Source organism: Myceligenerans cantabricum, assembly GCF_054777735.1.
Genome location: NZ_BAAHAJ010000009.1, coordinates 866,867 through 883,637, shown reverse-complemented (window position 1 = coordinate 883,637; position 16,771 = coordinate 866,867). Strand labels below are relative to the sequence as shown.

General features: G+C 70.2%; 16 protein-coding genes. 9 read left to right on the top strand and 7 right to left on the bottom strand.

The genetic code is table 11. The annotated features are described in order from the left end of the window. Nucleotides 1–280: 280 nt before the first annotated feature. Together ACYU96_RS13150 and ACYU96_RS13145 are read left to right on the top strand one after the other, a co-directional pair. Nucleotides 281–1,120: a DUF1206 domain-containing protein gene (locus ACYU96_RS13150; protein WP_460754006.1), complete on the top strand. Its 840-nt coding sequence runs from the start codon at nt 281–283 to the stop codon at nt 1,118–1,120. A gap of 132 nt (nt 1,121–1,252) precedes the next feature. Further along, a complete protein-coding gene (locus ACYU96_RS13145; protein ID WP_460754003.1) occupies nt 1,253–1,639 on the top strand; it encodes an MmcQ/YjbR family DNA-binding protein in 387 nt (128 codons plus the stop codon). A 232-nt stretch (nt 1,640–1,871) separates the two neighbouring features. Here the strand turns inward: ACYU96_RS13145 and ACYU96_RS13140 are convergent, their stop codons facing one another. From ACYU96_RS13140 to ACYU96_RS13125, 4 genes are read right to left on the bottom strand one after another with little or no spacing between them, the layout of a single operon-like run. After that, nucleotides 1,872–2,600, bottom strand: a complete 729-nt coding sequence (locus tag ACYU96_RS13140; protein WP_460754000.1) for a response regulator — start codon at nt 2,598–2,600, stop codon at nt 1,872–1,874. Next, the gene (locus tag ACYU96_RS13135) at nt 2,597–3,769 is read right to left on the bottom strand and encodes a sensor histidine kinase (protein WP_460753998.1); all 1,173 of its coding nucleotides are present in this window, start codon (nt 3,767–3,769) and stop codon (nt 2,597–2,599) included. Before ACYU96_RS13135 ends, ACYU96_RS13140 begins: the two co-directional genes overlap by 4 nt. A 50-nt stretch (nt 3,770–3,819) precedes the next feature. Next, complete coding sequence (locus ACYU96_RS13130; protein ID WP_460753995.1) at nt 3,820–4,641, bottom strand: ABC transporter permease; 822 nt, start codon at nt 4,639–4,641, stop codon at nt 3,820–3,822. After that, a complete protein-coding gene (locus tag ACYU96_RS13125) occupies nt 4,641–5,555 on the bottom strand; it encodes an ABC transporter ATP-binding protein (RefSeq protein WP_460753992.1) in 915 nt (304 codons plus the stop codon). Before ACYU96_RS13125 ends, ACYU96_RS13130 begins: the two co-directional genes overlap by 1 nt. Before the next feature lie 158 nt (nt 5,556–5,713). Here ACYU96_RS13125 and ACYU96_RS13120 point away from each other — a divergent pair, with 158 nt between their 5' ends. Both ACYU96_RS13120 and ACYU96_RS13115 read left to right on the top strand, forming a co-directional pair. Further along, the gene (locus ACYU96_RS13120) at nt 5,714–6,298 is read left to right on the top strand and encodes a hypothetical protein (RefSeq protein WP_460753990.1); all 585 of its coding nucleotides are present in this window, start codon (nt 5,714–5,716) and stop codon (nt 6,296–6,298) included. A 185-nt stretch (nt 6,299–6,483) separates the two neighbouring features. Beyond that, nucleotides 6,484–7,722 (top strand): sulfotransferase family protein, encoded by a 1,239-nt coding sequence (locus ACYU96_RS13115; RefSeq protein ID WP_460753987.1) that lies wholly within the window; start codon nt 6,484–6,486, stop codon nt 7,720–7,722. A gap of 120 nt (nt 7,723–7,842) precedes the next feature. On the opposite strand, the gene ACYU96_RS13110 is transcribed toward ACYU96_RS13115, so the two are convergent. Beyond that, nucleotides 7,843–8,601 (bottom strand): SDR family NAD(P)-dependent oxidoreductase, encoded by a 759-nt coding sequence (locus tag ACYU96_RS13110; protein WP_460753985.1) that lies wholly within the window; start codon nt 8,599–8,601, stop codon nt 7,843–7,845. Nucleotides 8,602–8,665: 64 nt separating this feature from the next. Here ACYU96_RS13110 and ACYU96_RS13105 point away from each other — a divergent pair, with 64 nt between their 5' ends. From ACYU96_RS13105 to ACYU96_RS13090, 4 genes are all read left to right on the top strand, one after another. After that, on the top strand, nt 8,666–9,253 hold the full coding sequence (locus ACYU96_RS13105; RefSeq protein ID WP_460753982.1) for a TetR/AcrR family transcriptional regulator: 588 nt from the start codon (nt 8,666–8,668) through the stop codon (nt 9,251–9,253). Between the two features lie 124 nt (nt 9,254–9,377). Further along, nucleotides 9,378–10,079 carry a hypothetical protein gene (locus ACYU96_RS13100; protein WP_460753979.1) on the top strand — a complete coding sequence of 234 codons (702 nt, stop codon included), beginning with the start codon at nt 9,378–9,380 and terminating at the stop codon, nt 10,077–10,079. Then, on the top strand, nt 10,063–10,626 hold the full coding sequence (locus ACYU96_RS13095; RefSeq protein WP_460753977.1) for a DUF6529 family protein: 564 nt from the start codon (nt 10,063–10,065) through the stop codon (nt 10,624–10,626). Before ACYU96_RS13100 ends, ACYU96_RS13095 begins: the two co-directional genes overlap by 17 nt. Nucleotides 10,627–10,634: 8 nt before the next feature. Further along, on the top strand, nt 10,635–11,123 hold the full coding sequence (locus ACYU96_RS13090) for a Rieske (2Fe-2S) protein (protein WP_460753974.1): 489 nt from the start codon (nt 10,635–10,637) through the stop codon (nt 11,121–11,123). Between the two features lie 185 nt (nt 11,124–11,308). Here ACYU96_RS13090 and ACYU96_RS13085 read toward each other — a convergent pair whose 3' ends face one another. Continuing rightward, nucleotides 11,309–11,911 carry a TetR/AcrR family transcriptional regulator gene (locus ACYU96_RS13085; protein WP_460753971.1) on the bottom strand — a complete coding sequence of 201 codons (603 nt, stop codon included), beginning with the start codon at nt 11,909–11,911 and terminating at the stop codon, nt 11,309–11,311. 4 nt (nt 11,912–11,915) lie between these two features. After that, nucleotides 11,916–12,875, bottom strand: coding sequence for an SDR family NAD(P)-dependent oxidoreductase (locus ACYU96_RS13080; protein ID WP_460753969.1), 960 nt, complete (start codon nt 12,873–12,875; stop codon nt 11,916–11,918). 405 nt (nt 12,876–13,280) lie between these two features. On the opposite strand from ACYU96_RS13080, the gene ACYU96_RS13075 reads away from it, so the two are divergent. Next, complete coding sequence (locus ACYU96_RS13075) at nt 13,281–16,718, top strand: early set domain-containing protein (RefSeq protein WP_460753966.1); 3,438 nt, start codon at nt 13,281–13,283, stop codon at nt 16,716–16,718. The last annotated feature ends 53 nt before the right edge of the window (nt 16,719–16,771 follow it).

Sequence of the window (16,771 nt, the reverse complement as noted above, 5' to 3'; positions counted from 1 at the left end):
TTCCCTCTCAGCATTCTCGATGGGTTCGCCTGGCGATCGGTGATCGTCTGGTGGGGTGTGCTGAGGGCCGGTCGAAGAGGTGGCGAGTGTTCCGTCGCGGTCTTGCGCCGGCCGAGGGGAGTGCGCGTTCGGCTCTGCGTCAAGGCTCTCATGGCGCGCCGTGGGTGCAAGGCGAGGCGCGGCCGTCGCGCGCCCCGGGGCCCGTGGACCGGAGCACCGCAGCGGCAGTGGGACGATGGGGCTCGCGCCGTGATCTCCGCGGCCGGACGGAGGTGCCCCCATGCCTGAGAACTCCCTGGCCTCAGCCGCCGGATCGGCCGCGGACTCCGCGGCCGGTGCCACTCGCCGAGCCCAGAGCAGCCGTGCCGTACGGGCGCTGGCACGCGCGGGATACGCCGCCTCCGGTGTGCTGCACCTGCTGGTGGCCGGGCTGGCCGTGCAGCTCGCGCTCGGACAGCCCTCCGGGAAGGCGGACCAGTCCGGCGCGCTGAGCACGCTCTCCCAGGTGCCCGGCGGCCAGGTGCTCCTCTGGGCGGTCGCGGTGGGCTTCGCGGCGCTCGCGCTCTGGCAGCTCGCCTCGGCCGTCGTGGGCGTCGCGAACGCCAAGGGGCAGGTCGGAGCGCGCGTCAAGAGTGTGGCCAAGGCGGTGCTCTACGGGGTGCTGGCGACCAGCAGCGCCCGCTACGCGCAGGGGGGTGGCGGCGGCGGTACGAGCGAGGAGAGCATGACGGCCCAGGTCCTGGGTCTGCCGGGTGGTCCCTGGCTGGTGGGGGCAGGAGGGCTCGTGATCGTCGGCGTCGGTGTCTACCACGTGGTCAAGGGGCTGCGGAAGCGGTTCCTGCGCGACCTCACGGGGGCCGGTGGCAGCACGGTCCGGCCCGTCGTGGTGCGGCTCGGGCAGGCGGGCTACGCGGCCAAGGGGGTGGCGCTCGGCGTCGTCGGCGGACTCGTCGTGGCCGCCGCGGTCACGGCCGACCCGGACCGCGCCGGCGGTCTCGACGACGCCCTGCGCACGCTGCGCGACCAGCCGTTCGGCCAGGCGCTGCTCATCGCCGTCGGGCTGGGGATCGGGGCGTACGGCCTGTACAGCTTCGCGCGGGCACGGTTCGCCCGCTTCTAGGACGGGACCGGCCGCGGTCGGCGGTCCGGACGGCTGCTCCGTACCGCCCCGGAGGGGACGCGTCGCCTGCTGGGGGGAGTGCCCCAGCACCGTCGCGGAGGTCGTGTCAGTGTCTGGTGCGAGACTCCGGGGGTGAGTGAACGTGCCCCCGTCCCGGCCGACGTCGTCCTGCGAGTCGCCGCCGTCTTCGAGCGCTTCCCGGAGTGCCACGAGCACGACGCGTGGACCGGCGTCGCCTGGAAGGCCCGCGACGCGACGGTAGGGCACGTGTTCGGTGGAGAGGACGGCCTGGTCCGGATCACGTTCCGCGCCGAGCCCGACGAGGTCCAGGCTTTCCAGCACCTCGGACCGCGGTACTTCAAGGCGGGCTGGGGGAGCAACGTCGTCGGCATGGTGCTCGACGAGCACACCGACTGGGACGAGCTGGCCGAGCTCCTCACCGACTCCTACTGCATCCAGGCCCCCCGGAGCCTGGCGGCTCAGGTGCAGCGGCCCGCGCCGGGAGCGCCCTGCTCGTAGGTCTTCGACCACGATGGTGTCCGGGTCCTCGTCAACCGCGCACGACTCCCATCACGGGTGCGGCGGCGCAGCCACCCGGCGATCAGCGCCGGCGGACACCGGCTCGGCGCCGGCGACCGCGATGAGCGCCGTCCGTGACGTACTCGGGTGCCGGCCGGGCGACCCGTTCAGCGTGCTGCCGGCGGACGTACCCGGATGGCCCGGTCCCTCGCGCGGCCCGGCAGGACGGGACTCACCCGTCCACGGTGACGAGACCGGCGCGGTAGGCGATGATGACGGCGTGCACGCGGTCGCGCGCGCCGATCTTGACGAAGATCTTTCCCACGTAGCTCTTCACCGTGGATTCGGCGAGGACCAGCAGCCCCGCGATCTCAGAGTTCGTCATCCCCCGTCCGATCGCGACAAGGATCTCCTTCTCGCGGCCGGTGAGGCGTCCCACTGCCGCACCTTCTCGAGCGTCCTGCTGCACGGTGGGCAGCGAGGCTCGGGACGCGAGCCGGTCGATGAGCCGGCGGGTGGCGCTGGGCGCGATGACGGCATCGCCGGCCGCCACGGCACGGACGGCGGACAGCAGGTCCGGTGGTTCGGCGTCCTTGGTGAGGAACCCGCTCGCGCCTGCCTCGAGACCGGCCAGGACGTACTCGTCGAGGTCGAAGGTCGTCAGGAGCAGAACCCAGGGGCCCGTGGTGGTGCTCTTCTTCTCCACGATCTGCCGGGTGGCGCTGATCCCGTCCGTTCCTGGCATACGGATGTCCATCAGCACGACGTCCGGTTGCAGGGCCTGAGCCTGCTGGACTGCTTGGCGGCCGTCGGCGGCTTCGCCGAGGACCTCGATGTCGTCCTGCCCGCCGAGGAACATCCTCATGCCCATGCGCTGGAATGGCTGGTCGTCGACGATCAGGACCTTGATCGGCACAGGTGCGGCCTCAGCGCCGTTCTCACGGGCTCCCACGGGCCTCATGGCTCCTTCTCCTGCTCGGCGGGAATGCGCGCACGGACGCGCCAGCCGGTGCCGAACGGATGAGCCTCCAGGGTCCCGCCGTAAGCCTGGGCGCGCTCCCGCATGCCGAGGATGCCGTGGCCCGGGACGGCCCCGTCCGAGCGGTGCGTGGCCGGCGTCGCGGCGCCGCTGTCGTCCACCAGCAGGACGAGCTCGTCGTCCTGCCGCGCAATCGTGATGTCCACCCGTGCCGGAGCGTCGGCGTGGCGCAGCACGTTGGTCAGCGACTCCTGGACGATGCGGTAGACGGCGAGCTGGCGTCCGGCCGAAAGGCTGCTCAGGTCGCCGGTGCGCTCCAGCCGGGCCCGCACGCCCACGGACCGCACCGACTCGACGAGCTGCTCGACGTCGCCCATCCCGGGCTGCGGGCTCAGCGAGGCGCCGTCCGGGCTCTGGTCATGGCGTAGCACGGTCAGGACACGCCGTACCTCCCGGACCGAGGAGCGGCTGACCGCTCCGATGGCGTCGAAGGCGTGTACGGCATCCTGCGGTGCGTTCCGGGCGGCCACGGCGCCGCCGTTGGCCAGGGAGGTGATCACCGAGAGGTTGTGCCCGATGAGGTCGTGCATCTCCTGCGCGATCCGCGATCGTTCGGCGACGACCGCTGCCCGTGCGGCCTCCTGTTGTTGACTCGCCAGTGCCTTCCTCTGGCTGTGGATCTGCGCGCCCACCAGGAACGACGCCGCACACATGGCTGCCACGGTCAACGACGAGCGGAACCGGTCCGCGACGTCGGCAGCGGTCCCGTCGACCGGGTCGGCGAACGCGGCAAGGGCAGTCGCGCCCACGAGCGCCCCGATGATCGCTACCCGCCGTCCGGCGTCGCGAAGGCCCACGTTGAACAGCAGCACCCACACGCCCAGGTAGGCCCAGGCGAGGTGCAGGTCCGTGAGCGAGGCGATGACGGCGGTGAGCCCGACCCCGGTGACGGCGGTCAGCAGCGAGGCGAAGGGGCTGCGGCGCCGGAAGAGCACCGTACCGCCCACGACCACCAGGAGCGCGGTCCCGAGCAGATCGAGCTGCGGGGTGGCGTTGATCGAGATCAAGGTCAGTGCGAGGACCAGGCTGATGTCCCACCACAGCGGGTGGCGCCCGTCGAAGGCGCGCACCCGCTGTACCGGACCGGTCATGGTCACATCCTCACATCCCGCTCAGGGCCACGCGCTGACGGGTCGAGCGCTCACACATCGCGGTACTTCAGCAGCCACCATGTCGCGCCTCCGCTCGCGGCGAGCCAGGCCAGCAGGACGACGACGGACACCCCGGTGCCGTAGGGCTCGGTGGCCAGACCGCCGGAACGCAGCACGTCGATGGCTGCCAGCGGCATGTAGTCCGTCAAGCTCGCCAGGCCGTCGGGCAGGAACGCCGGGAAGATCTGGGGTCCCATCTGGAAGAAGCCGAAGTACAGCACGATCGCTCCCGCCGCGTTGCGGACCAGCCCGCCCAGCATGATCCCGAACAGGGCGCCGTAGGGCAGGACGAGCGTGCCGCCGAGCACGCCCCAGAACATGTCAGGGTCGAAGAGCGAGAGTCCTTGGGCGGAGGGCACCGTGCCGGCGATCTGCAGCAAGAGGTAGAGCAGTACCGAGGTGAGTGCCGCCAGGACCGCCGCCACCCCCGTGACGACCGCGGCCTTGGCGAGCAGCACTCCGGTGCGGCGCGGCGCCGCGACCACGCTGATGCGGATCGAGCCGTTCGCGTACTCGTTCGTGATGCTCAGCACACCGAGGATGACCAGCACGAGCATCCCGACCGGGTAGATCGCCGTCCAGCCGAACGGGATGGCCTGGCCCTCCTCGCTGCCCAGCATCTCCCCGTCGAGGATCATGTACCCGCACAGCCCGATGGTCAGGGCGAAGGCCGCGGCCAGGGTGGTCCACAGCGAACGGACCGACCACAGCTTGGTCCACTCGGACCTCAGCAGGCCGACCGCGGTGATCCGTGCAGGGCCGAGGTCATCCCGGGGCTCGCCCGTCGGCGGGAGCGTGGCGGTGCTGGTCATCAGGCCACCTCCTGGTGGATGCCGTACTCGACGGCGTCTCGAGTGATCTGCATGAACGCTTCCTCCAAGGAGAGCCGGTGTGTGGTCAGCTCGTGCAGCGTGATGCCCTTGGCGGCCGCGACCGTGCCGACCTCGCGCGCAGTGCGCCCCCGGATGTCGAGCGTCTCGGCGTCGACGGAGATCACGCGCACGTCCGGTCCCTCGAGGGCCGCGGCGAGAGCGCCGGCGTCCGGCGTCGTCGCACGCGTGGTGCTGGGGGAGACCGAGCTGACGATGTCTTCCACCGAGCCGGCAGCGAGCAGCTTGCCCTGGCCGATGACGACCAGGTCCTCGGCGATCAGCGAGAGCTCGCTCATCAGGTGCGAGGACAGGAAGACGGTCCGTCCTTCGCGGGCGAGGCGTGCGAGGGCCTCGCGTATCCACAGCACACCGTCTGGGTCGAGCCCGTTGACCGGCTCGTCGAGCACGAGGACCTGCGGATCGCCCAGGAGGGCCGTGGCGATGCCCAGACGTTGGCTCATCCCGAGCGAGAAACCACCTGCCTTCTTGTGCGCCACCGAGCTCAGGCCCACCGTCTCCAGCACGTGCTCGACACGCTGGGTGGAGAACCCGTGGGTCTGGGCGACGGCCAGGAGATGGTGGTGGGCGCTGCGTCCGGGGTGCACGTCCTTGGCGTCGAGCATGACGCCGACGTGCCGCAGCGGATCGGGCAGGTCGCGATAGTGCTTCCCGTCGATGGTGATCCGGCCACCGGTCGGGTGGTCCAGGCTGACGAGCATCCGCATCGTCGTGGACTTCCCGGCGCCGTTCGGTCCGAGGAAGCCGGTGACGGCCCCGGGCCGGACGGAGAAGGACAGGTCGTCGACGGCTGTCTTGTCGCCGTAGCGCTTGGTCAGGCGCTCTGCAGTGATCATGCTGCAACGCTATGGACGCACCGATCGCTGCGAAACGGGCCCTGGTACGCACTGGGGACCGCTGCCCGGCACCACGGTCTACCTACCCTGGTACGTTCGGCAGGCCGTGCCGTGGATCGGTGCCGGAAGCCCGGCCAAGCTGACAGAGGGGAACACCGGTGGCGCTCGCAGCGCCCGAAGAGGCAGCAGTCGTGCTGTCGGGCTACGGCCCGGTCGGACAGGTGCTCCTCGGCCATCTCCCATCTCACGGCGAGTCTCTCGCAAAGCGCCACGGCGTCCTCGTCCGCGTGGCCGCGGTCCGCACCAGCACGCACGCGGTGCGGCTTGGGATCGCGGAGGCAGACCCGACGTCGGACCTGTCCGGAGACGACGCCGCGACGAAGGCGCGGCTGCTCGCGGCCCTGCTGTGGGGATGGGATCCCGCCGCCGTGCGGGTCTGCACGGAGCCCGTCGACTCGGGCACCGCGCGTGCGGCGCGCGGTGCGGCCACCCGCGGACGGCGGCTGCGTGCTGTCGCCAGCGTGCGACGCGAACGACCGCACCGTGTCCACGTCCGCCTCGAAGAGACTGCGCCGGGAGATCCCCTGTACGCACCGACAGGACCCGAGAAGGCCGTGATGCTCGGTTGTCCCGAGGCGGGAGAAGTCGTCGGCGGCGGCGGACGGTCGAGCTCGCTCGGAGCTGCCCTGGCCCTCATCAAGGACACCATCGAGCTCACCGTGCCACGAGCAGGGTTCAACTGAGGGCTTGCGGTGCGTGCGGTAGCGCTCCCCGCGGCGCGCGGCCACCTGAACTACCACGTACTGGTCCGATAGTTCGCAATGCACCAGCGACCGCCCATCTCGACACAACGCAACATTTCCGGCACGCTTGCCTGCGAGTACGCGGCGGAGAGGGTAGCGCTGCGACCTACCTGGGAGGGAACACCATGAGTCGCAACACCCGCACGTCGAAGGTGCTGAACACCGTGCTCGCCCCGGTCGGCAAGGGGCGCAAGGATCCTGTGGGTACCTGGCACGAGACCGTCGAGGCCGTCGAAAAGGAGGCCGGTCTCGCCGACCGCCGGCTCGCCGAGGGCTTCGAGCAGGTGCTGACCAGCCTCGCTGCCGAGCCCCAGCTGACCCCGCTGGGCTGGACGTTCGTGCTCGACGACGCTAAGGGCCGCTACGCCAACCGCCTGCGCATCAAGAAGCTGCTGGCCGAGCGCCCGGAGATCGCAGCCGAGCCGGTCGAGGACCCGGTGTTCGTGCTCGGCATGCCGCGCACCGCGACGACGCTGACCCACCGCCTGCTGGCGGCGTCCTCGGAGCACCGGGGCCCGCTGCTGTGGGAGATGATGCACACCGGGATCGAGGAGCTCACCGACCCGGAGTTCGCGACCCGGCAGCTGAAGAAGTTCGAGCGCAGCACCCAGCTGTTCTGGAAGATCTTCTCCCCCGACGTGCACCACATGCACCCCACGGCCGGCGACCAGCCGGAAGAGTCCCTGCTGCTCATGCCGCACGGCTACTTCTGGTCGATGATGTACGGCGAGCTCGCCTCCTACAACGCCTGGTACGAGCAACGGGACCATGCCGCGCTGGTCGAGGACTACCGGTGCCTCAAGGAGGGGTTGCAGGCGCTGCAGTACGGCCGGGCGCGCAAGCGCTGGGTGATGAAGTACGTGGGGCACCTGAACGACATGGAGACCATCAAGGAGGTCTTCCCCAGCGCGACCTTCGTGTGGACCCACCGCGACCCGGTCACGGTCGCGGGCTCGACCTGCAGCATGTTCGAAGGGCTGTGGGCGGTCGCCCAGAAGAACCCGGACCGCGAGGTGCTCGGCCGCTACGTGCTGAACATGATGAAGACCGGCGTCAACAACGGGCTCCAGGCTCGGCTGAACCTGCCGCCGTCGTCCATCGTCGACGTGTCCTACCAGCGGCTGTGCGCCGACCCGCAAGCCGAGGTGCCGCGGCTGTACCAGGCGATCGGGGCGACGTGGACGGCGAGCGACACCGAGCGGCTCGACGGCGTCCTGGCCAAGCCGGCCGGCACCCGCGCGCACCACTACGACCTGGGCGACTACGGTCTGGACCGTGACGAGGTCACCGAGATGTTCGCGCCGTACCTGCGGCTGCTGGAACGCCTGGACACCCAGGAAACCGGGGCCGCGGCGGAGCTGTGAGGGGTCGCTGCGATCAGGGCTGGTCGGACGTGACCGGTCCGCGGGCGAGTGGCCGGGAGATCAGACCGCCGACCACCGAGGAGATCGCTGGACCAACACGTCCTAGGTGCCGGGCCGGGGTCAGAGGCTCGATCCACCGGTGGCGTCGATCGTCTGCCCGGTGATCCATCGGGCGGCGTCGCCGGCGAGATAGCTGATGATGTCGGCGACGTCCTCGGGGGTGCCGATCCTGCCGAACGCGGACACCTCGGCCGCACCGTCGCGGGCGCCCGGCGCGTCGAGCCAGTCGGCGTTGAGATCGGTATCGATGATGCCGGGCGCCACCGCGTTGACCGTGATCCCGCGCCGCGCAAGCTCCGGGGAGAGGGCGTGCAGGACACCCTCCAGTCCCGCCTTGGAGGCGGTGTAGGCCAGGTGGGTCGGCGCGGCGACGCGGGTGTAGCCGGTGGAGACGGCGATCACGCGGCCGTCGTCGTTCAGGGTGTTCGCGAGGTGGTGGATCAGGAACAGGGGCGCGGTGAGGTTGATCGCCTGCACCCGAGCATACGTCTGGGGGTCGAGTGCGGTGATCGTCTGCGCGCCGTTGATCCCCGCGTTGCTCACCAGCACGTCGGTGCCGCTGAAGCCGTGCTCGACCACCGCGCGGGTCCACTCCTGCGCGATCGCGGCGGAGGCGACCTCACCGTCGGCGAGGTCCGCCCGGATCAGCACCGCAGTGGCGCCGAGGGCCCGAACGCGCTCGGCGGTCGACTCCGCGGCGGCGTGGTCGTGGCCGTAGTGGATGCCGACGAGCGAGACGCCGTCGCGGGCGAGGGCTGTTGCGGTGGCGGCGCCGATGCCTCGGGACGCGCCGGTGACGAGAGCGGTGGATCGGGTCACGATTTCTCCGTAGTGATCGTTACGTAATCGGGCTTCGAGTATCGTAGCAGTCACTATGGAATCAATGCGCAAGGCAGGACGCCCACGGACGTTCGACCCCGACGAGGCGCTGCACCGAGCCCTCATGGTCTTCTGGGAGCGCGGCTACGAGGGGGCGAGCATGGCCGCGCTGCAAGAAGCGACAGGGCTGACCGCACCGCAGCTCTACCGGGCGTTCGAGTCCAAGGAACGCCTCTTCGAACGAGCGGTCCGGCTCTACCAGGACGAGTACGGTTTCGGCATCCGTCCGGGCATCCCGCTCCCCGAGGCGGTCATCGAGTACCTCGACCGCGCGGCCCGCGAGTTCACCACCGAACCCGGCCGTGGCTGCCTCGTCTCCACCGGTCTGCTCGCAACCGGGCAGGATGCCGAAGCCGCCGCGGCGATCTGCCGGGCCGAACGCGATCACGCCCTCACCGGTCTCCGCGAACGCGTCGCCGACGCCGTCGCGCAGGGCGAGCTGGCCGGCACGGCCGACGTCGACGGGCTCTCCCGGACCATCGGGGCGCTGATCCAGGGCATGTCGGTCCAGGCCCGAGACGGGGCAGGCTACGACGACCTGGCGCACATCGTCACCGCGGCGCAGACGCTGCTCGACCGGCCATTCCGGTGAGCACGGACCACGGCGGGTTCTCGCCGACCTCTGTTCACCACCGGTCATGGTCGGTACGCTAAGCGCGAAATCGCGAGTGTCGGCCCAGTTCAGCCCGATCTACCGCGACGACGAAGGGTCGAGGATGTCCCGTAACGGACCACTGATCACCCTGCTCGCCGGCGGTGCGCTCGGTGTCGGGCTGCTCGTGGCCGGCATGGCCGCGACGCCCGTGGAACCGGCGGTCGACGACACGCAGGACGCCGGCTCCTCCCAGACCCCGGCGACGCCGGCCGCGGCCAGCGAGTCCGCCGGACCCTCGCCGTCGCCGGCCACGCCCGAGCCGGAAGCCTCGGAGGAGGCACCCGAGCCGGCGAGCTATGTCGGCTACGTCGACGGCGATCATGCGTCGGTGGCCGTGGTCATCGACGGGGTCGAGGCGATCGCGTATGTCTGCGACGGCGCGAGCATCGAGGCGTGGCTGAGCGGGAGCGCGGCCGACGGGCGTCTCGAGCTCACCGGCGGGCGGGGGACGCTGTCCGCCGCGTACGACGAGTCCGCCGTCACGGGCGAAGTGGCTGTCGACGGCCTGGCCTGGACCTTCGACGTCGCACAGGTCGCCCCACCGGACGGGCTGTATCGCTTTGCCGACACCGTGGCCGGGGCCGAGGTGGTGGGCGGCTGGATCGTCCTCCCCGACGGCTCGCAGATCGGAGCCGTCAACATCGACGGCGAGACACGGCCCACGGACGGGATCGACCCCGCCACCGGCGAGGTCACGATCGAGGGCTCGGCCGTGACGGCCGAGCTCCAGGTAGACGGGAGCTTCGATGAATCTGGCGAGTGAAGCCGGCACGCCCGACCGCAGCGCGCCGCTGCTGCTCGTACCCTTCCTCGTCGGTGCGGTCGTCTCCGTCGTGCTCGGCGTGTACGGGAACGTGCACGCCCCGACCGGGGTCGCCGTCAACGTCGCGGGCTTCTCGGGCCCGCTCGAGGCCAAGGTCTGGCTCGCGTCGGCCGCGCTGCTGCTCGCGATCGTGCAGGTGGGGTCGGCCCTGGTGATGTACGGCAAGATCGGCCCGTCCGACCCGCCGCGCTGGACCGGCGCGGTACACCGCTGGTCGGGGCGGGTGGCGTTCCTCCTGACCATACCGGTCGCCGTCCACTGTCTCTATGCGCTCGGGTTCCAGGCCGCGACGCCCCGTGTGCTCATCCACTCGGCCGCCGGGACCCTCTTCTTCGGTGCCTTCACCGTCAAGATGCTCGGGCTGCGGCTGAACGGTCTGCCGGGCTGGGCGTTGCCCGTCCTCGGCGGGACGTCGTTCACGCTGCTGGTAGCCCTCTGGTGGACGTCGTCCCTGTGGTTCTTCACGACATTCGGCGTTCGATTCTAGGAGGCGGCATGTCAGGCATCACTCCCAGGGCGGGAACCACTCCGAGGCGGCACGTGCTGGTGCTCGGCGCCGTCGGTGTCGTGAGCGCGGCGAGCGGGTGCGCGGTCTACGGCGCCGACGACGAGCAGCCGCCCCCGGTCGACCCGCCCGAGGGCGACGGCGCGCCCGAAGGCGAGGCGGGCGCCGGAGCCGACGTCGTGGCCGGCACGGGCGAGGTCGAGGTCGGTGGGGGACTCATCCTCGCCGACCAGCGGATCGTGATCACGCAGCCGACCGAAGGCGACTTCAGAGGCTTCTCGGCCATCTGCACACATCAGGGGTGCACCGTGAGCGCGGTGCGCGACGGCACCATCGACTGCGCGTGCCATGGCAGCAGGTTCTCGATCGAGGACGGATCGGTGGTCCAGGCCGCGTCCGGGCTGACGCCGGAAAGCCAGGACCCGCTCCCCGGGGTTGCGGTGTCGGTCGACGGGGACCAGATCAGCGTCACCGGGTAGCACTCCGACGCACCAAGAACCTCGTTCGTGCGACCGTTCGGGGGCGACGGCTTCCTCGTGCGCGGCCGCTGCCGTGGAGGCGGTGGCCGCGCACGCCAGCACTACCCGGCTTCAGCAGCCGTAGCTGCGGGGTCCGGACGGACCAGACGGGTCCGGTAGACCGAGGCGGTGCTGAAGCAGGGGGCTCAGATGTCGCGCGACACGGACGGGCGCAGCTCCGCCGGGACCGGGTCGGGAACCTTCCCGATCGCCCGGTAGCCGGAGATCAGGGCATGCACCGCGTCGGCCAGGCCGGCCGTCGGCGCGGCCTGGCGAGCGGGGCCGCGGGCCAGCTCGGCCCTGCCGTGGACCAGCGCCAGATAGGCGAACCCGGCCGCGCTCCCGTTCTGTGGCACCACCTGCTCGAAATGCTCCAGCAGGTGGTGCCACAGAACGGTCCACGGCTCGACCCTGGGATCGTTCAGTGCGGGCTTGGCGTGCACGAGGGCGGCGAATGCGTGGGGTCGCTCGACAGCGAAGTTCACGTAGGCATCCGCCATGCTGATCAGGTGGTCCTCACCCTCGCCTTCCACGGCGACCAGTGCGCCGTGCACCGCCCAGGCCGCCGCCGCCCCGATCGCCACGACCAGCCCGTCGCGCCCGTCCACGTAGCGGTAGAGCGCGTTCGGCGAGACGCCGAGCTCTCCCGCGATCTCCCGTAGCGACCACCGGTCCCAACCGCTCGCCTCGACGACGGCCAGGGCGCGAGGGCCGATCTGCGCGGGATCGACATGGCTCGGATAGGGCATCCTGTCAGCGTAGTCGGGGCCCTGTGATTCCGACCAGCTCCGCGCTCTGGGTCCACAGCTCGGTGACGAGCTCGTCGCGCATCGCGTCCGGCGACGGGTCCTTCGGGTGCAGCCCGTCGAGGTACTGGAACCCCCGGCCGTGCCAGCTCTCGTCCAGCAGGAGTGCCGCGATGTTGCGTGCGCTCGTGGTGGACAGGCGCATGTTCGCGACGAACGGGGTCAGTGCGTACCCCAGGGCGCGCAGCGCTGGCCGGAGCCAGCGGGGGAGCTCGCGCGCCAGGCTGGTGTCGACCATCAGGCCAGGGTCGACGGCGAAGACGTCCACGTCGCGTCCGGCGTCGCGCAAGTGGGCCTGCAGACCGCGCGCCTGGAGCACGTTCGCGAGCTTCGAGGTCGAGTACCGGACGACACCGGCCTCGATCCGCCGATCGGGCTCGGCCTGGTCGGGCAGAGCCAGGTTGCGCGTTCCCATCCAGGTGGGCACCGGGACGCCGGCCCGGCGGGCAAGCTTGTTGTCCGGCTCGTGCACCCCGCTGCTCAGCACCACGACCCGCGCGCCCGGCTCGAGCCGGTCGCGCAGCGACCAGAGCACGAGCTGGTGCGCGAGCACGTTGACCCCGAAGTTGATCTCGAACCCGTCGGTGGTCCGAGCGTCCCGCGGGGTGTTCATCCCCGCGTTCGCGACCAGGCCGCGCAGGCGCACGTCGCCCAGCTTCTCCAGCCCTCGCCGCACCGACGCCAGGTCGGCCAGGTCTGCCACGAAGGGCAGGCTCGGCACCCCTGCTGCCGTGACCTCCGCCATCACCGCCTCGACGGCGGCCTGTCTGCGCCCGCCGACGACGACCGGCACGCCACGGCGGACGAGCTCTCCTACCGTCCTGCGGCCGAGGCCGCCGGTGGCACCGGTGACCAGCACAAATTTCTCCTGCATGGCTTCCTCCCGCGTCCGACCCGAGAACCTCATGGTTCACAGTGTCCACCTACGAAGATACACGGTGTCTACCTTCGCTGCCACCCCGTCCGCCGCGTGCCCGAGGTGCCGGAGGTCACCGACCGCGGGAACTCCGCGGTGCCGAGCTGTACCGCGAGCTCCCCGCCGACAGCGGCGCTCCCCGGGACGAAGACCGTGCACACGGCGATCGCGTCCGGACCGGAACCATCGAACAGGGCGGGTCGGGACGCAGGGCCACGAGATCGCGTCCGGCAGCGGGTCTGTTCGATTCTGTGCGTCTCGTGCCGGCTCGACGGAGGGCTGGATAGTGTCCTGAGAACCGCAACGACGCGTACGTCGGTGTCAGCGCATCGACCTGAGGCATTCGAGGTCACCATGCAACCTGCAGGTGTAGTTCTTTCACGGACCGTCAAGAGCATGTCGGGCCTTCTCCTGGCCGCCGTCGTGGTGGCGTCACTGGTGGGAGCGCCTGCGGGCCCAGCGAGAGCTGCCGAGGTCCCCGAGATCAGGAATCCTGACTTCGCGTCGGTCGACGCCTCAGGGCAGCCGACCGCCTGGAACGTGTGGAATCCCGTGGGCTCGGCATCCGTCGCGGTCGGGCCCGACGGCCCGGGTGGCACTTCCGCGGTATCGATCACCTCGACGTCGGGCGACACGGCACGCTACGCGCTGACGCAGAGCCTCGTGGTGGACGACGCCACCCCGCGCAGGCTGACGGTGCGCGGGCTCACCAAGGGTGAAGGGCTGTCGGAAGGCTTCACGATGATCCGTGTCCAGGCCTACGACGCGAGCGGGGACGTCACCGTACCGATCGCGAGAGGCCCCTACCTGAGCGGGTCGTTCGGCTGGCGTGAGTACTCGGTCGACCTGGTGCTGCCGCAGGGGACGACTCGCTTGTCCATCGAGCCGATGCTCGACTTCTCCTCAGGGACGGTCTGGTTCACGCAGATGGGCATCCACGAGAACACGAGCACCGGATCCCTCTCCGGCACTCCGACCCCGGCCGGAACCGTGGAGCTTCAGTGGAGTCTCGACGTCGACGATGCCACACGCTACGCGGTGCACCGCGCCGAGGGCGTGCAGACGCCGCCGGGAGACTCGTCCAGCCTGGTGAGGAAGGCGGTCGCAACCACGACGGCTGACGACACGGTCGACCCGGCCACCACCTACACCTATCAGGTCCAGGCGCTCGACGACGAGGGCACGATCGTCGCGACCACCCCCACCGCCACCATGACGACAGCGACGACGTTCGGGGACCGCACCGCGACGACGGTCCTCACCAGCACCGAGGCCGACGAGGGGATGGCCCATGCTTCATGGGCGCTCGCGGCGGACGCGCCCGACACGGACCTGACCGTCCAGGTCGGAGAACGTGATCCGCAACCGGTCCAGGGGTATGACGGCGGTATCGACCTGGCCGGAGAGCCCGGCGAGGAGATCACGCTGCGCTCCGCCGGCAGCACCCTCGCGACGGCACAGGTCGGTGGCTCCTCCCACCCGCGCGCTCTGGTCGACACGCAGACGGTCGATCGTGTGAACGAACAGCTGCGGGACGGGGACGAGACCACGACCGCGGCGTGGGAAGCGATGCTCGCGCGGATCACCGGGCCCGAGTCGGGCTACCCGGGCAACGGGAGCGGCGGCCTGTACCGTGCTCGCGAAGCAGCGTTCGTGTATGCCATCACCGGCGATCGGCAGTATGCGGAGCTGGCGTACGAGGCCTTGATCTCTGCGGAGGAGTTCGTGAAGCCTCGGCCCGTCAACATGGGGCTCGAGCTGGCACGCGCGAACCTGCTTCTGGCACCGACCTACGACTGGGCGTTCAACGGGTGGACCGAAGCGCAACGTGCTCGTGTCCGCGACGTCATGACGCGGTCGATCGATCTGTCGTCGACGTATCACCATGACGCACTCGACGACACGGAGAAGACGAGCAACTGGGTCGGGGTGGTCCGCTCGACAGAGCTCGCGCTGCTCCTGGCGGCCCGCGGCGACGCGGACTTCGGCGACCACGACCACCGGATCTCCTTCTTGATCGACGAGACCGGTCGTCACCTGTCGCAGGCGTATACGGACACCGGCCTCACCCAGGAGGGCTGGGACTACCTGCACTACACCGCGCTCTACATGTTCCCGTCGATCTACGCCGTGCAGGACAGCGGGGTGCGGACCCTGGACACGGAGCTCGCCCGGCCGAAGTTCTGGAACGTCGCACTGCACGCCGTCTCGTCACGCAGCCGAGCCGACACGCTCCAGTTCGGCGTCTCAGGCCCCAAGGGCGAGGTGGCCGGTGCGCTCCCGCTCATGTTCCCGCTCACACCGGACGCCGCGAAGCCTGGACTGAAGCACACGTACGACCGCGTGCAGGGCATGCTCTCGGACGACCAGGGCCTGGACGGGGTCCACGCGCTCTGGACCGTGCTCTTCTACCCGGAGGACACCAGCGGCGACGCCGGCGACCTCACCGCGGCCAAGGCCCACACCGCACTGCTCGACGAGGACCAGGGTTTCTACGCTTTTCGATCGGAGTACGCCGACAGAGACGACACCCTGGTCGGTACGGCGAGCCGCAACCAGCAGCACCGAGGCTGGTCGAGCGCGGAGACCTTCTCGCTGACATGGATGAGCCACGACACGACGTGGGCGATGCTCGGCGGCAAACAGTGGACCGAGCCGCTGGCATGGAGCAAGCCGCTGGTCGACGGCAGGCTGGAACCGTACCGGAACCAGTACGAGACGGAGACCGGCGCCGGAAGGACTCTCGAGGCCAGGGCGTTCCCGGGGCAGGGTGGTGGCTACGTAGAGCTGGACGGGGCCGGCAACTTCCTCGTCGACACCGCCGTTCGGGAAGAGGTGGTCGATCTGGCGGCCGGCGGCGCCGCTGACGCGATCGTCGCCATCAAGGACACGTTCGCCGACGACACGTCTCACAGCTGGGACTGGCAGATCCGGCCCGAGGCCGGGGTGGAGATCGCTCTCCTGCCGGACGCCGCGGAGGACGAGCCGTACTTCACTTTCACCAGTCCCAACGGTGCCGTCCTGTCCGGATTTGTCCTGGACCGTGATCAGCTGACGGGGGAGGTCGTCGACGGCACCTTGCGCCTCACCCGGGTAGGAACGGCGGCTGAGTTCCGTGTGGTGCTCGCCACCTCGGAGAGCGGCGTCCTCGGCGCCGAGGTTCACGGCAAGACCTTGGTCGTCGATGACCGCGTGGTGGACTTCGACGCGCTCGACGAGGACACCGCCCGTGGGCTGCCGCGCCATTCCGGCCGCGCGACGGCGCCGCCCGCCCGTGGCGTGCTCTCCACGGACAGCGGCGACGACGGGCTGCGGGACGGAAGCTACGACGTCACCATGAACATGTGGTGGGGTGAGAACGCCAGCACCTTCCGCCTCTTCGAGGACGGGGTCCTCGTCGGATCTGTCGATCTCGACCCGAGCTCCCCGCGTGCCCAGACGGCTACGGTTCCTCTCGAAGGGCGTGTCGACGGCACCTACGTCTACACCGGCGAGCTCATCAACTCCCGTGGTAGCACCTCGCTCTTCCCTCTGACCGTCTCGGTCACCCAGGCGAAGCCCGCGAAGCCGGTTCTCAGTCACGACAACCACGAGGGAGACGGCTCGTTCACCATCAGCGGAGATCTGTGGTGGGGTACCAACGGAACAAGCTACCGCTTCTTCCGGGACGACGTCGTGATCGCGGACGGCGAGCTCGATGACGGTACCCCGCACGCGCAGAAAGCCACCCACGAGGTCGAAGGGCTCGAACCAGGCGTCTACACCTTTCGTGTGGAATGGGAGAACTACGCCGGCAAGACCTCCAGTGATGCCATCAGGGTGGCCGTGCTCTAGTCTGCGCCTTGCAGGCACACGCGCCATGTCTTCACACTGATGCACATGCACCG

What these genes read in the sequence shown, in the direction of transcription:
- ACYU96_RS13150 (WP_460754006.1), top strand. Translation starts at nt 281, where the DNA reads ATGCCTGAGAACTCCCTGGCCTCAGCCGCCGGATCGGCCGCGGACTCC.
- ACYU96_RS13140 (WP_460754000.1), bottom strand. Translation starts at nt 2,600, where the DNA reads ATGAGGCCCGTGGGAGCCCGTGAGAACGGCGCTGAGGCCGCACCTGTG.
- ACYU96_RS13135 (WP_460753998.1), bottom strand. Translation starts at nt 3,769, where the DNA reads ATGACCGGTCCGGTACAGCGGGTGCGCGCCTTCGACGGGCGCCACCCG.
- ACYU96_RS13130 (WP_460753995.1), bottom strand. Translation starts at nt 4,641, where the DNA reads ATGACCAGCACCGCCACGCTCCCGCCGACGGGCGAGCCCCGGGATGAC.
- ACYU96_RS13125 (WP_460753992.1), bottom strand. Translation starts at nt 5,555, where the DNA reads ATGATCACTGCAGAGCGCCTGACCAAGCGCTACGGCGACAAGACAGCC.
- ACYU96_RS13115 (WP_460753987.1), top strand. Translation starts at nt 6,484, where the DNA reads ATGAGTCGCAACACCCGCACGTCGAAGGTGCTGAACACCGTGCTCGCC.
- ACYU96_RS13105 (WP_460753982.1), top strand. Translation starts at nt 8,666, where the DNA reads ATGCGCAAGGCAGGACGCCCACGGACGTTCGACCCCGACGAGGCGCTG.
- ACYU96_RS13100 (WP_460753979.1), top strand. Translation starts at nt 9,378, where the DNA reads ATGTCCCGTAACGGACCACTGATCACCCTGCTCGCCGGCGGTGCGCTC.
- ACYU96_RS13095 (WP_460753977.1), top strand. Translation starts at nt 10,063, where the DNA reads ATGAATCTGGCGAGTGAAGCCGGCACGCCCGACCGCAGCGCGCCGCTG.
- ACYU96_RS13090 (WP_460753974.1), top strand. Translation starts at nt 10,635, where the DNA reads ATGTCAGGCATCACTCCCAGGGCGGGAACCACTCCGAGGCGGCACGTG.
- ACYU96_RS13085 (WP_460753971.1), bottom strand. Translation starts at nt 11,911, where the DNA reads ATGCCCTATCCGAGCCATGTCGATCCCGCGCAGATCGGCCCTCGCGCC.
- ACYU96_RS13080 (WP_460753969.1), bottom strand. Translation starts at nt 12,875, where the DNA reads ATGAGGTTCTCGGGTCGGACGCGGGAGGAAGCCATGCAGGAGAAATTT.
- ACYU96_RS13075 (WP_460753966.1), top strand. Translation starts at nt 13,281, where the DNA reads ATGTCGGGCCTTCTCCTGGCCGCCGTCGTGGTGGCGTCACTGGTGGGA.